We start from the raw sequence: 12,995 nt of genomic DNA, 5'->3' as shown, positions 1-12,995 counted from the left end.
AAGCCTGGCGACATTGTCATCATCGACAACCTCGGCAGTCACAAAGGCAAGACCGTCCGTCGCGCCATCCGCGCCGCCGGCGCAAAGTTGTTCTTCTTGCCGCCCTACAGCCCGGATCTCAATCCGATCGAGCAGGTCTTCGCCAAGCTCAAGACCTTGCTCCGAAAAGCTGCCGAGCGAACCGTCGAAGCAACCTGGATGCGCATCGGCGCTCTACTCAACTGCTTCACGCCCCAGGAATGCGCCAACTACATCGCAAACGCCGGATACGCTTCAACATGAACCAATCATGCTCTAGAGAGCGTTTTCAAGCGAAGTGGCCCCGGTTCGCGTGAAGAAAACGCGCCAAAACAAAAAAGCCAGCGCAAACGCGGCTTTGCCCGGCCTGCAACATCGCGATAGATTGGCGGTCCGCGCAACTCCGGCCGCGGATCGCAAACAGCCGGTGAATGATTTCTCCGGGGAACGCGCATGAGCACGGCCGAATCCAAATCAATCGAACTCGCAGAGATCGAGGACACCAGCCTCCTCGCCTTCTATCGCGACATGAACCTGCAGGAGCGGCGCACGTTCTGGGCCTGCGCCTCGGGCTGGACGCTCGACGGCATGGATTTCATGATCTATCCGCTGGTGATCGGCACCATCATCACGCTGTGGAAGGTCGATGCCGGTACTGCAGGCCTCGCCGGCACCGTGACGCTGCTGGCTTCCGCGGTCGGCGGCTGGCTCGGCGGCTATCTGTCCGACCGGATCGGGCGGGTGAAGACACTGCAGCTCACCATCATCTGGTTCTCGTTCTTCTCGCTGGTTTGCGCCGTGGTGCAGAATTTCGACCAACTCTTGATCGCGCGCGCGCTGCTCGGTCTCGGCTTCGGCGGTGAATGGGCGGCCGGCGCGGTGCTGATCGGCGAGGCGATCCGGCCGCAATATCGCGGGCGCGCGGTCGGCTCGGTGCAGTCGGGCTGGGCGATCGGCTGGGGCCTTGCGGTGCTGGCGCAGGCGGTTCTGTTCTCGATCCTGCCTCCGGAGAACGCCTGGCGCTGGATGTTCGTGATCGGCGCGCTGCCGGCGCTGCTGGTGTTCTATCTGCGCCGCTATGTCACCGAGCCGGAGATCTCCGCCGCGACGATGGCGCAGCAGCAGGCATCCGGCAGCGGGCCCGCCGCGCTGTGGGAGATCTTCCAGGGATCGATCCTGAAGACCACGCTGCTGGCCTCGCTGGTCGGCACCGGCATGCAGGGCGGCTATTACGCCATCACCTTCTGGGTGCCGCGCTTCCTGACCACCGAGCGCAAGCTCTCGGTGGTCGGCTCGACCGGCTATCTCGCGACGCTGATCATCGGCTCGTTCATCGGCTATCTGGTCGGTGCCTGGCTTGCCGACCGGATCGGCCGACGCAATCTGTTCCTGATCTTCTCGCTCGGCGCTATCGCGGTCGTGCTGCTCTATACCCAGCTGCCGCTGTCCAACGAGGTGCTGTGGGTGCTGGGCTTCCCGCTCGGCTTCTTTGCCTCGGGCTATTTCTCCGGCATGGGCGCATTCCTGACCGAGCTCTATCCGACCCGGCTGCGCGGCTCCGGCCAGGGCTTCTGCTACAATTTCGGCCGCGGCGTCGGCGCGCTGTTTCCGTTCCTGGTCGGCGCGCTCTCGACCACGACGACGCTCGCCAATGCGATCGCGATCTTCGCGGTGGCGGCCTACGCCGTGTTCTTCATCGCCGCCTACGCGCTGCCGGAAACGCGTGGCCGCGTGCTGCATGCGGGTGGGTAGGTGATGAGGTAAGGCGATGACCGCGGCCCTTGCACCGCTTTACCTCTCCCCCTGTGGGAGAGGCCGGATTGCATCGAAAGATGCAATCCGCGCGAGGAGTCGCGATCTCTCCATGCAGTTTGCCGTGTGGAGGGATACCCCTCACCCCCAACCCTCTCCCACAAGGGGAGAGGGAGCCACCGTCTCGTGCGTCCCTCACAGGAGGTTCTCATGACATCGCTCAAAGGCAAGACGCTGTTCATCTCGGGTGCGAGCCGCGGCATCGGGCTGGCGATCGCGCTTCGCGCCGCACGTGACGGCGCCAATGTCGCGATCGCGGCGAAGACCACAGAGCCGCATCCGAAGCTGAAAGGCACGATCTACACTGCCGCCGACGAGGTCCGCGCCGCCGGCGGCAAGGCGCTGCCTGTCATCTGCGACATCAGGGACGAGGCGCAGGTGATGGCGGCGATCGACCAGACCGTCGCCGAATTCGGCGGCATCGACGTCTGCGTCAACAATGCCAGCGCCATCAGCCTGACCAACTCGCAGGCGACCGACATGAAGCGGTACGATCTGATGATGGGGATCAATACCCGCGGCACGTTCATGGTGTCGAAATACTGCATCCCGCATCTGAAGAAGGCGGAGAACCCGCACATCCTGATGCTGTCGCCGCCGCTCGACATGAAGACAAAGTGGTTCGAGCACTCGACCGCCTACACGATGGCGAAATTCGGCATGAGCATGTGCGTGCTCGGGCTGGCCGGCGAGCAGAAATCCGCCGGTATTGCCGTGAACGCGCTGTGGCCGCGCACGACGATCGCGACCGCTGCGGTCGGCAATCTGCTCGGCGGCGACGCCATGATGCGGGCGAGCCGCACCCCCGAGATCATGGGCGATGCGGCCTACGCGATCATCACCCGGCCATCGCGCGAGTTCACCGGCAATTTCTGCATCGACGACAAGGTGCTCTATGCCAACGGCGTGCGCGACTTCGAGCGCTACCGCGTCGATCCCTCGGCGCCGTTGATGTCGGATTTCTTCGTCCCCGACGACGACGTGCCGCCGCCTGGCGTCACCGTGCAGGCGCTGCCGTCGCGTTGAACGCGGCTAGATTGCCGACGCGTTCAGCTCTGCGCGCCAGTGCTGCACGCGCTCCTTGAGCAGCGTATCGCGCACATAGGCGAGCTCCTCGTCCTCGATACGCTCCAGCGTTTCGAGCGAGAGATTGTCCGCGCCATGCGCCGACCAAGCGCGCTGCAACTCGGCATTGCGGTGGCTTCCCATCCTCAGTGTGAACCAGATCCGGTTCTGAATTTTCTCCAGGTCGGGCGCCTGCCCGACCCATACCTCCCCGGTCGCGCGGCAGCGGATCGCGAACACGCCGGCGACGGCAGCGCGTTTCTTGTAGTCGGCGATGGCGAGCTTGCGGTCCTCGGTCTTCATGGTCGGCTCCTGTCGGTTGGCTCTATTTTTACCCGGATATTATTGACATGGCAATTACACCCGGATAAAACTTATCCATCGAAAGCGAATGGGACGAGTCGACATGGACACCACCTGCCATCTGGAGCCGACGTGGAATGCCGGGCGCGACTTTGCCCAGCGCGCGATCGCCGGCGAGCTGGTGATGCTCAATCTGCTGCGCTTCCGCCAGATCGCCGACTATTCGCAAAGTCCGGAGCTGGCCCCGCCGCAGCCGATCACGGGGGCTGAGGCGTACGACCGCTATATCGCCCACGCGCTGCCGCATCTGCGGAAGAGCGGCGGCGATATCCTGTTCATGGGTGAAGGCGGCTCGTTCCTGATCGGGCCCGAGGGCGAGCACTGGGATCGCGCGATGCTGATCCGGCAGAAGAGCCGTGGCGCATTCCTCGCCTTCGCGGCGGCGGAGGCCTATCTCGCCGGCATCGGACACCGCACGGCGGCACTTGCGGATTCGCGGCTGCTGCCGCTGGTGGAGTTGCCGCGATGACCGGGATGCTAGCGCCCAACCTCGTACGGCCCGCCCTTCTCCAGCGCCCGCGCATAGGCCGGGCGGGCGTGGATGCGCTCGAGGAATTCGACGCATCGGGGATGACCGTCCGCGAGCCCGCCGCGCGCGGCGGCAGCCTCGAGCGGAAAGCTCATCTGGATGTCGGCGCCGGAGAATTCGTTGCCGGCGAACCACTCGCTCTTGCCGAGCTCGCCTTCCCAGTAGGCCATGTGCTGCTTGAGCTGCGGATTGACCAGGGTGGACAGCGCCTGGTTCGAGACCTTGCGCACCAGTGGCCGCAGCAGCGCCGGCGCCCGCTTCGGCATCAGCGTGAACAGCAGCTTCAACAGCAGCGGCGTCATCGCCGAGCCTTCGGCATAATGCAGCCAATAGGTGTAGCGCAGCCGCTCCGGCGTATCGGCCGGCGGGATCAGGCGGCCCTTGCCGTAGGTTGCGATGATGTATTCGAGGATCGCGCCGGATTCCGCGATGGTGTTGCCGTTGTCCGTGACGACCGGCGACTTGCCGAGCGGATGGATCGCGCGCAGTTCCTTCGGCGCCCGCATGTCGGGCTGCCGCTGGTAGCGCACGATCTCGTAAGGAACGCCCAACTCCTCGAGCAGCCACAGCACGCGCTGCGAGCGGGAATTGTTGAGATGATGAACCGTCAACATGGGCGTCCTCTGAAATGTCGGCGCAATCGGAGAGGTCTACCATGATTCCTGCCTATGTCGCCTTCGAAGGCGAGCATCGCATCGGGGCCGGCGACCTCCCTGAGGTCGCCCGCGCCGCCAAGCAACACCTCGACCAGCACAAGCAGGCCGCGGTCCTGGTGTTCAACGGCCGCACCTCGGCGCTGGTCGATATCGATTTCCGCGGCTCGGTCGATGACGTGCTGGCGCGGCTGCCGAAGCTCGCGACTCCGCCCGTCGAGGAGCCGGCAGCGCCGCGCGGTCCGGGACGGCCGAAGCTAGGCGTCGTCGCGCGCGAGATCACGCTGTTGCCGCGCCACTGGGACTGGCTCGCACAGCAGAAGGGCGGCGCTTCGGTCGCGCTCCGCAAGCTGGTCGACGAGGCGCGGCGCGCGAGCGGCGATAAGGACCGCACGCGCAGCGCGCAGGATGCCGCCTATCGTTTCATGACAACGATGGGGGGCAACCGGCCGAACTACGAGGACGCGATCCGCGCCCTGTTCGCACACGACCGGCGGCGCTTTGCGACACTGATTGCGGACTGGCCGGCCGATATCCGCGACCACGCGATCGCGCTCGCCTATAGCGATCAAGCGGACTGAAGCGCTTTCACGCGAAATAGGCGGCGGCAGCGCGTCGGCGATTCGGCTTTCAGAGCGGAACCGCAGACCCGCCCCGCCGCCGTCCCGACGGTCTCATCATTTTTGGAAGTTGAACGTGTCCAAGCCTCCCTCCTTACGCAAATCCTTCCTGTTCTTCCTGGCGCCGATGCTGCTGAGCAATGTGCTGCAATCGCTGTTCGGCACCATTAACGGCATCTATCTCGGCCAGATGATCGGGGTCGACGCACTCGCGGCGGCGTCGGTGTTCTTCCCGGTGATGTTCTTCTTCATCTCCTTCGTGATCGGCCTCGGCGCCGGCGCCTCGGTGATGATCGGCCAGGCCTGGGGCGCCGGCGAGCCCGACCGCGTCAAGGCGGTCGCGGGTACGACCATGACCGTGACGCTGCTGCTGGCGCTGGCGATTGCAATCCTCGGCGGCCTGTTCGCCCGGCCGCTGTTGATCGCGCTCGCGACACCGCCGGACGTGCTCGACGCCGCGGTGTCCTATGCGCGGATCATGATGATCACGATGCCCGTCACGTTCGGCTTCCTGCTGCTGGCGGCGATGATGCGCGGTGTCGGGGACACCGTGACACCCCTGGTGGCGCTGACGGTCTCAACCGTCGTCGGCCTCGTGGTGACGCCCGCGCTGATCCGCGGCTGGCTCGGCCTGCCGATGCTCGGCGTAGCCAGCGCCGCAATTGCCTCCGCCGTCTCGGGCGTCGTCACGCTGCTCTGGCTGCATGTCCACATGCTGCGGCACAAGCATCCGCTCGCCTTCGACGCCGCGTTCCTGCGCGCGATGCGACCGAACGGCGCGCTGCTGCGCATCGTGCTGCGGCTCGGCATTCCGACCGCGATCGGCATGGTGGTGGTCTCGCTCGCCGAACTGGTGCTGCTCGGCCTCGTCAACGGCTTCGGCTCCGACGCCACCGCGGCCTATGGCGCGGTCAACCAGGTGATCGGCTATGTGCAGTTTCCGGCGATCTCGATCGCCATATCGGTGTCGATCTTCGGCGCGCAGGCGATCGGCCGGGGCGATTCCAACCGGGTCGGCGCCATCGTCCGCACCGGCATCGAAATGAACCTCGCGCTGACCGGCGGACTGGTGGTGCTCGGTTATCTCTTTGCGCGGCCGCTGATGGGCCTCTTCATCGTCGATGGCGCGGTGCTCGCGCTCGCCCAGCAGCTTCTCTACATCGTGCTGTGGAGCATGGTGCTGTTCGGCATGGCGACGGTGTTCTCAGGTGCGATGCGCGCCGGCGGCACGGTGTGGATGCCGCTGCTGCTCTCGACCCTTGCGATCGCGCTGGTCGAGGTGCCGGTCGCGACCCTGCTGAGCCGCAGCATAGGCGTCAGCGGCATCTGGATCGCCTATCCCGTCACCTTCGCAACCATGTTCCTGCTGCAGATGGCCTATTACGCCCTGGTATGGCGCAAGCAGACCATCAAGCGGCTGATTTGACATCGCGCACTGCTGCTCACATGATGAGTATCATATTCTCCTGATGGCGCCTGCGGCAGCAGGCCTATGCTAGAGAGATGCCAAGCAAGCCGAGGGAGAGACCGCCGTGAGCCCAAATCCGCAATTCCTGTTCGATTTCGGCAGCCCCAATGCCTTCCTCAGCCACGAGGCGATCCCGGCGATCGAACAGCGCACCGGCGTCAAGTTCGAATATGTCCCGATCCTGCTCGGCGGCATCTTCAAGGCCACCAACAACAAGTCGCCGGCCGAGACGCTGGCCGGCGTCAAGAACAAGCCCGAATTCATGCAGATCGAGACCGAGCGCTTCCTCAGGCGCTTTGGCGTCAAGCCCTACGTCTGGAACCCGTTCTTCCCGGTCAATACGCTGAACCTGATGCGCGCGGCCATCGCCGCCCAGTTCGAGGGCGTATTCGAGAAATACATCGAGGCGGCCTTCCACCACATGTGGGTCGAGCCGAAGAAGATGGACGATCCCGAAGTGGCCGGCAAAGCCCTCGCTTCGTCCGGTCTCGACGCCGCAAAACTGTTCGCCCGTGCACAGGACGCCGACGTGAAGTCCAGGCTGATCGCGAACACCCAGGCCGCCGTCGAGCGTGGCGCGTTCGGCTCGCCGACCTTCTTCGTCGGCAACGAGATCTTCTTCGGCAAGGAGCAACTGCGCGAGGTCGAGGAACTGGTGTCGGGAAAGTGAGATGAGCGAATGGCCAATAGCAGGTAGCGAATAGCGCGCTAACATCCCTATCTATTCGCCATTTGCGCCTCTTCGAGGCACCAACAAAGAAGGACAAATTCCCATGCGCGTTCTCGTGGTCGGCGCCGGTGCGATCGGCGGTTATTTCGGCGGCCGGATGCTTCAGGCCGGTCGCGACGTGACTTTTCTCGTCCGGCCGCGCCGCGCTTCCGAGCTCGCCTCCTCAGGGCTCGTGATCAAGAGCCCGAACGGCGACGTCACGCTGAACAACCCGCCGACCGTGCAGGCCGACAAGCTCTCGGACAAGTTCGACGTCGTGCTGTTGAGCTGCAAGGCGTTCGATCTCGAAGACGCGATCAAGTCCTTTGCGCCAGCGGTCGGCGACAAGACAGCGATCATCCCGCTGCTCAACGGCATGCTGCATCTCGATGCGCTCGACAAGACATTCGGCGCTCAGCACGTGCTCGGCGGCCTCTGCGCGATCGCGGCGACGCTGAACGAGAAGCGCGAGGTGGTGCAGCTGCAGCCGATGCAGTCGCTCGGTTTCGGTGAGCGCGCCGGCGGCCTGTCGGACCGGGTGCGCGCGATCGCCGAGACCTTCTCCGCGATCAATGGCGCGGCCGCCAGCGAGCACATCATGCAGGACATGTGGGAGAAGTGGGTGTTCCTGGCGTCGCTCGCCGCCTCCACCAGCCTGATGCGGACCTCGGTCGGCAACATCCTCGCCGCGCCCGGCGGGCAGGATTTCCTGCTCGGCATCCTCGACGAATGCAGCGCGATCGCCGCCGACGCCGGCCACATGCCGGGCGGTCCGTTCTTCCAGCGCACCCGCGGACTCCTGACCACCGAAGGATCGCCGATGACCGCATCGATGTTCCGCGACATCAAGGCGGGGCTGCCGGTCGAGGCCGACCACGTGATCGGCGACCTGATCGTGCGCGCCGATGCCGCCAAGATCCCGGTGCCGAAACTGCGCACGGCCTACACGCATCTCAAGGCATATGAGAAGCAGCGGCAAGCGTAACATGGATCTCGACCCGGATGACACGCTGACTTCCCCTTCCCCCTGAAAGGGGGAAGGTCGGGATGGGGGTCAGCCGCAGATGGTGCGCCATGCGGTGGGAGCCAATCCCCACCCGCTTTGCTCTCACGAGCAAAGCGACCTCCCCTTTTCAAGGGGAGGTCAAAGCAGTTTTGCAAATGGTACAGGTATTCGGGCGACGCAAGTACGCTATCACAAATGCGCCAGATAATGCGCGAGCGCGGTGATTTCTTCGTCGCTCAACGGATACGCCACATCGGCCATCGCCGCCTGCGCCCCACCGGAGCGCTGTCCCGACTTGTAGTCGTGCAGCGCTTTGACCAGATATTCCTCGCGCTGCCCGGCGATGCGGGCCACCGCCTTGGTGCCGGCGAAGGTGTCGCCATGGCATGAGGCGCAGCGGCGGCCGGCCGCGGCCTGCTTGCCCTTCTCGGACAAGTCCGGATTGTCGTCCTTGCCGCCCTTGAACGGCGCAAGCTGCGCGAAATAGGCGCCGAGATTGCGGATGTCGTCGTTGTTGAGCTGCTCGACGATCGGCTGCATCTGCTCGTTCTTGCGCGCACCTGCGCGGAAGAACACCAGCTGCCATTGAATGAACTGGTCGAGCTGGCCGGCCAGCGAGGGAATGTTCTCGGTCTGCGAGATGCCGTTGTCGCCATGGCAGCCGGCGCAGATTTCGGCCTTTGCCTTGCCGGCGGCAACGTCAGCGGCCTGAGCGGACGATGCCAGCAGGATGGCCGCTGCTAGAACTCCAAAAGACGCATGACGCATTGTCAGTTTCTCCGGCTGTCATTGCCGGGCTTGACCCAGCAATCCATCTGACTTGAACAAGGGTTTTTGTTGGGATGGATGCCCGGATCAAGTCCGGGCATGACGAGTCTGTTCCGTAGTCGTCTCAGCAAACGGGGCTGCGGTTGCCTCATCGGCCGCCGCAGCCCCGCATGGTTCAACCGTTACTTCTTGCTGTAGCTGATGCGATAGATCGCACCGGCCCAGTCGTCGGCGACGAGGATGGAGCCGTCCTTGTCGAGCAGGATGTCGGCGGGACGGCCGAGATAGCCCTGGTCACCCTCGATCCAGCCGGAGGCGAAGATTTCCTGCTTGGCATTTTTGCCGTCGGGGCTCGCGGTGATCTTCACGATGCGGCCGCCCTGGTACTTGTGCCGGTTCCAGGAGCCGTGCTCGGCGATCAGGATGCTGTTCTTGTAATCGGCCGGGAATTGGCTGCCGGTGTAGAACTTCATGCCGAGCGGAGCCACGTGTGCGCCGAGATTGTAGACCGGCGGGGTGAACTCCGAGCACTTGTGACCCATCGCGAACTTGGTGTCCGGCAAATTGCCCTGGTGGCAATAGGGATAGCCGAAATGCTCGCCGATCTTCGAGATCATGTTGAGCTTGTCGCTCGGCAGATCGTCGCTGATCCAGTCGCGGGCATTCTCGGTGAACCAGTACTTGCCGGTGCGCGGATCGACGTCGCCGCCGACCGAGTTGCGCACGCCGAGCGCCCAGATCTCCGCGTTGCCGGTCTTCGGATCGACGCGCCGGATCTGCGACACCGAGGTCGGCGGGATGCCGATGTTGAAGGGCGGTCCGAACGGAATGTAGAACCAGCCGTCCTTGTCCACGGCGATGTATTTCCAGCCGTGCGCCGCATAGGACGGCATGTCGTCATACACCACCTTGCCGCTGCCGAGATTGTCGAGATTGGCTTCGGCGTTGTCGTACTTGATCAGCTTGTCGACCGCGATGACATAGAGCGCGCCGTCCTTGAAGGCGAGGCCGGTCGGCATGTTGAGGCCCTTGAGGATGGTCTTGACCTCTTTCTTGCCGTTGTTGTCCTTGATCGCATAGACGTTGCCGAGGCCGAACGAGCCGACGAACAGCGTGCCCTTGTCGCCCCAGGCCATCTGCCGCGCCGCGAGTACGTTCGAGGCATAGACCTCGATCTTGAAGCCCGGCGGCAGCTTGATCTTCTTCATCATGGTGGCGAGCTCGGCATCGGACGCGCCGGTCGGCGGACCGGACGGCGGGGCAAGGCCCTTCTGCGCTTCGGTCTCGTCGCCGAGGAACCAGTCATCCGGCGGATGGGTCCAGAATTCCTTGGTACCGGACTCGTACTTCTTCAGTGCCCGGTTCTTGTCAGTTTGTTGCTGCGCATTGGCGAAGGTTGTCCCCGCCAGCAGCGCAATCGCCGCGAACGCAAGTATGGATCGATTGAAAGCCGATTTCATCGCGTCACTCCCCTACGCAAGCCGTTGCAGCTTGCCTGTTATTGATTTTGAACGCCCTGAGAGATGATGGTGGCGGTCTGTGAGGTAGGTCAGACGGCAAAATGGTAGCACATCCATCGACGCTGAAAAGCGCATGCAATGGTGTGCGCTGCGTCAAAACAAGTTGAGACGAAACTCGAGGCCAAATTTTCTTGCACCGGCTGCCTGATAAGAAGGCATTCTGCGCGACAGCGTAATATTCGAACGAAGCTAACGCACGCGATTGCGTCTATCGCCACGAGAGGCGCGAACGCCCGAGCGCCTGTGCCTTCGGCAACGGCCCGCACAAGACACCGCGGTTCTGCGCGCCGAAGTTCGCCGCGATCTCGAAGCCGTCATCGACGGCGATGATGTCGCCGCTCCACGGCGTCATGCTGTCCGCGATCGCAAGCGCATTGCGGCACGATCTCGCGCTGGAATCGGAATCCGTCTGCGAGCGCCTTGCAGCTCTCGCGCGCTTCGGTTGCGGCGCATCGATGTCGGAGCCGGAACGCAGTTTGACCGCGGCGGCGGGCAGAACCGCCCATCGCGGACCGCGGCATCTTGGCCGCGAGATCACCACACCGCCCGAACAACAAAAAGCCCGCGCCAAAGGGCGGGCCTTCATCAGACTGTCAGCTCGGTCAGCGAGATGTTTTGGAGCGGGCGAAGGGGCTCGAACCCTCGACCCCGACCTTGGCAAGGTCGTGCTCTACCACTGAGCTACACCCGCATCCGAAATGGCGGCGATCGCTCGCCGGCAACGGCAGACCTATGCCAAATGCTGTCCGTGAATGCAACACAAGAGCGCGGTCCGAACTTCACGAAATCGCACGGTTTCCTTAAAAATTGACCCCGAATCGGCCAAAACCAGTCGTCGCGACGATTTCTTTTTACGTTTCGGCCGGAACCAGCCTCAGAGCCATCTCGTCGCGGAGCGATTCGAGCCAGATCTCGAACCAGCCGGTCAGCGTCTGCGCCAGTTCGACGCGGCGATCCGCGTCGCAATCGAACATGGCCCACCACTCGATGAATGCCCGATCGCCGTCGACCACCGGGGTCACCCGCAGGGTCGCGCTGAAATCCGTCACCGGCAGGGTCGGCGGACCGGCAAATTCGTAGGTCTGGAAGCGCTCGACGTCGGACTGCGCGAGCAGCCGCTGCCGGATCCGCCGTTCCCGGTACAGGACATTGCGCACGGCCCCGACGGTGTCGCCGGACTTCCCGTCCTCGATCTCGCTGCTGCCCGCGCCATGGACCCAGACCGGGTAATTGTTGAAATCACGGATGATTTTCCAGACCTCGCCGGCCGGCTGCTCGAACACGGTGCTGTAATAGGCCTTTGCCATGGGCGATCCCCTGCTGCGATGAAGGAGTGCCATCATCGGCCGTTCGAGGGCGCGGGCCCACCCGATCTCCGATGGAACAGGCCGGGCAGGAAACGATTGAATTTTGCTTGGGTGACCGCCATTTAGGCTGACAGAACGGCTGAACGAGCCGCTCGGAGCGTGGTAGAACGCCCCCGGGATTTCCGACCTCAGAAGCAGGCGAGGACAACGTGACGATAATGGAGCAGGGCGGCCCCACGCCCCAGGCAGCGCCCGATCTGATCAAGGAGACGACGACCCAGACCTTCGTCAAGGACGTCATCGAGGAATCGCGCCGCCAGCCGGTCATGATCGACTTCTGGGCGCCGTGGTGCGGTCCCTGCCGCCAGCTCACACCGATGCTGGAGAAGGCGGTTCGCAACGCCAAGGGCCGGGTCAAGCTGGTCAAGATGAACATCGACGAGCATCCGCAGATTCCCGGCCAGATGGGTATCCAGTCGATCCCGGCCGTGATCGCCTTCGTCAACGGTCAGCCCGCCGACGGCTTCATGGGCGCGGTGCCGGAGAGCCAGATCAACGCCTTCATCGAGAAGATCACCAAGGGCGTGCCCGCCGCCGGCGAGCCCAATCTCGCCGAGATCCTGGCCGAGGCCGACGCCGTGCTGGCCGAGGGCGATGTCGAGGGTGCGGCGCAGATCTATGCCGAAGTGCTGGCGCACGACGCCATCAACATCGCGGCGCTGGCCGGCCTCGCCAAATGCTACGTCACATCGGGCGCGGTCGAGCAGGCCAAGCAGACGCTCGCGACGGTGCCGGAGGCCAAACGCAATGACGCCGCGGTGAAGGCGGTGCAGGCGGCGATCGATCTCGCCGAACAGGCGCAGTCCGTCGGACCGATCGCGGAGCTGGAACAGAAGGTCGCCGCAAACCCGCTCGATCATCAGGCCCGGTTCGATCTCGCGACCGCGCTCAATGCAATGAACAAGCGCACGGAGGCGACCGAGCAGCTGCTCGCAATCGTCAAGCGTGACCGCAAGTGGAACGACGACGGCGCGCGCAAGCAGCTGGTGCAGTTCTTCGAGGCCTGGGGCGGCACCGATGAGGCAACCGTCGAGGGGCGCAGGCGGTTGTCGACGATTCTGTTCTCGTAAAACACACCCGTCACAGCAGCGGGACCG

15 protein-coding genes and 1 tRNA gene are annotated in these 12,995 nt (G+C 64.1%); 9 read left to right on the top strand and 7 right to left on the bottom strand.

Going from position 1 to position 12,995, the window contains the following annotated elements; genetic code table 11:
• From AKN83_RS36305 to AKN83_RS36295, 3 genes are all read left to right on the top strand, one after another.
• The coding region (locus AKN83_RS36305) for a transposase (RefSeq protein ID WP_172803667.1) at positions 1–282 on the top strand (282 nt) is incomplete at its 5' end.
• Positions 283–471: 189 nt separating this feature from the next.
• Positions 472–1,770 carry an MFS transporter gene (locus AKN83_RS36300; RefSeq protein ID WP_050401342.1) on the top strand — a complete coding sequence of 433 codons (1,299 nt, stop codon included), beginning with the start codon at positions 472–474 and terminating at the stop codon, positions 1,768–1,770.
• A gap of 210 nt (positions 1,771–1,980) precedes the next feature.
• The gene (locus tag AKN83_RS36295) at positions 1,981–2,856 is read left to right on the top strand and encodes an SDR family oxidoreductase (protein ID WP_050401341.1); all 876 of its coding nucleotides are present in this window, start codon (positions 1,981–1,983) and stop codon (positions 2,854–2,856) included.
• 6 nt (positions 2,857–2,862) lie between these two features.
• On the opposite strand, the gene AKN83_RS36290 is transcribed toward AKN83_RS36295, so the two are convergent.
• The gene (locus tag AKN83_RS36290; RefSeq protein WP_050401340.1) at positions 2,863–3,198 is read right to left on the bottom strand and encodes a GIY-YIG nuclease family protein; all 336 of its coding nucleotides are present in this window, start codon (positions 3,196–3,198) and stop codon (positions 2,863–2,865) included.
• Between the two features lie 103 nt (positions 3,199–3,301).
• On the opposite strand from AKN83_RS36290, the gene AKN83_RS36285 reads away from it, so the two are divergent.
• A complete protein-coding gene (locus tag AKN83_RS36285) occupies positions 3,302–3,727 on the top strand; it encodes a DUF1330 domain-containing protein (RefSeq protein WP_244522227.1) in 426 nt (141 codons plus the stop codon).
• Between the two features lie 8 nt (positions 3,728–3,735).
• Here AKN83_RS36285 and AKN83_RS36280 read toward each other — a convergent pair whose 3' ends face one another.
• On the bottom strand, positions 3,736–4,401 hold the full coding sequence (locus tag AKN83_RS36280) for a glutathione S-transferase family protein (protein ID WP_050401338.1): 666 nt from the start codon (positions 4,399–4,401) through the stop codon (positions 3,736–3,738).
• A 41-nt stretch (positions 4,402–4,442) separates the two neighbouring features.
• Here AKN83_RS36280 and AKN83_RS36275 point away from each other — a divergent pair, with 41 nt between their 5' ends.
• From AKN83_RS36275 to panE, 4 genes are all read left to right on the top strand, one after another.
• Positions 4,443–5,021 (top strand): DUF2239 family protein, encoded by a 579-nt coding sequence (locus AKN83_RS36275; protein ID WP_050401337.1) that lies wholly within the window; start codon positions 4,443–4,445, stop codon positions 5,019–5,021.
• Between the two features lie 109 nt (positions 5,022–5,130).
• The gene (locus AKN83_RS36270) at positions 5,131–6,486 is read left to right on the top strand and encodes an MATE family efflux transporter (RefSeq protein ID WP_157113741.1); all 1,356 of its coding nucleotides are present in this window, start codon (positions 5,131–5,133) and stop codon (positions 6,484–6,486) included.
• Positions 6,487–6,592: 106 nt separating this feature from the next.
• A complete protein-coding gene (locus AKN83_RS36265) occupies positions 6,593–7,198 on the top strand; it encodes a 2-hydroxychromene-2-carboxylate isomerase (protein ID WP_050401335.1) in 606 nt (201 codons plus the stop codon).
• Between the two features lie 103 nt (positions 7,199–7,301).
• A complete protein-coding gene (panE, locus tag AKN83_RS36260; RefSeq protein WP_050401334.1) occupies positions 7,302–8,222 on the top strand; it encodes a 2-dehydropantoate 2-reductase in 921 nt (306 codons plus the stop codon).
• Between the two features lie 210 nt (positions 8,223–8,432).
• On the opposite strand, the gene AKN83_RS36255 is transcribed toward panE, so the two are convergent.
• From AKN83_RS36255 to AKN83_RS36235, 5 genes are all read right to left on the bottom strand, one after another.
• Positions 8,433–9,011, bottom strand: coding sequence for a c-type cytochrome (locus tag AKN83_RS36255; RefSeq protein WP_050401333.1), 579 nt, complete (start codon positions 9,009–9,011; stop codon positions 8,433–8,435).
• A gap of 182 nt (positions 9,012–9,193) precedes the next feature.
• Entirely contained in the window at positions 9,194–10,471 is a 1,278-nt protein-coding gene (locus AKN83_RS36250; RefSeq protein WP_050401332.1) for a PQQ-dependent sugar dehydrogenase, read from the bottom strand.
• A gap of 268 nt (positions 10,472–10,739) precedes the next feature.
• A complete protein-coding gene (locus AKN83_RS40305; protein ID WP_157113740.1) occupies positions 10,740–10,883 on the bottom strand; it encodes a hypothetical protein in 144 nt (47 codons plus the stop codon).
• A gap of 264 nt (positions 10,884–11,147) precedes the next feature.
• Positions 11,148–11,222, bottom strand: a tRNA-Gly gene (locus tag AKN83_RS36240).
• 160 nt (positions 11,223–11,382) lie between these two features.
• Entirely contained in the window at positions 11,383–11,838 is a 456-nt protein-coding gene (locus AKN83_RS36235; protein ID WP_050401330.1) for an SRPBCC family protein, read from the bottom strand.
• A 209-nt stretch (positions 11,839–12,047) separates the two neighbouring features.
• Between AKN83_RS36235 and trxA the strand changes: the two genes are divergently transcribed.
• Complete coding sequence (gene trxA, locus AKN83_RS36230) at positions 12,048–12,968, top strand: thioredoxin (RefSeq protein ID WP_063695699.1); 921 nt, start codon at positions 12,048–12,050, stop codon at positions 12,966–12,968.
• The last annotated feature ends 27 nt before the right edge of the window (positions 12,969–12,995 follow it).

Source organism: Bradyrhizobium embrapense (assembly GCF_001189235.2).
Lineage (GTDB): Bacteria > Pseudomonadota > Alphaproteobacteria > Rhizobiales > Xanthobacteraceae > Bradyrhizobium > Bradyrhizobium embrapense.
This window is presented reverse-complemented; position numbering and strand designations above follow the sequence as displayed.

Coding starts and splice junctions, on each gene's coding strand:
- AKN83_RS36300 (WP_050401342.1), top strand. CDS start 472: ATGAGCACGGCCGAATCCAAATCAATCGAACTCGCAGAGATCGAGGAC.
- AKN83_RS36295 (WP_050401341.1), top strand. CDS start 1,981: ATGACATCGCTCAAAGGCAAGACGCTGTTCATCTCGGGTGCGAGCCGC.
- AKN83_RS36290 (WP_050401340.1), bottom strand. CDS start 3,198: ATGAAGACCGAGGACCGCAAGCTCGCCATCGCCGACTACAAGAAACGC.
- AKN83_RS36285 (WP_244522227.1), top strand. CDS start 3,302: ATGGACACCACCTGCCATCTGGAGCCGACGTGGAATGCCGGGCGCGAC.
- AKN83_RS36280 (WP_050401338.1), bottom strand. CDS start 4,401: ATGTTGACGGTTCATCATCTCAACAATTCCCGCTCGCAGCGCGTGCTG.
- AKN83_RS36275 (WP_050401337.1), top strand. CDS start 4,443: ATGATTCCTGCCTATGTCGCCTTCGAAGGCGAGCATCGCATCGGGGCC.
- panE (WP_050401334.1), top strand. CDS start 7,302: ATGCGCGTTCTCGTGGTCGGCGCCGGTGCGATCGGCGGTTATTTCGGC.
- AKN83_RS36255 (WP_050401333.1), bottom strand. CDS start 9,011: ATGCGTCATGCGTCTTTTGGAGTTCTAGCAGCGGCCATCCTGCTGGCA.
- AKN83_RS36250 (WP_050401332.1), bottom strand. CDS start 10,471: ATGAAATCGGCTTTCAATCGATCCATACTTGCGTTCGCGGCGATTGCG.
- AKN83_RS40305 (WP_157113740.1), bottom strand. CDS start 10,883: ATGACGCCGTGGAGCGGCGACATCATCGCCGTCGATGACGGCTTCGAG.
- AKN83_RS36235 (WP_050401330.1), bottom strand. CDS start 11,838: ATGGCAAAGGCCTATTACAGCACCGTGTTCGAGCAGCCGGCCGGCGAG.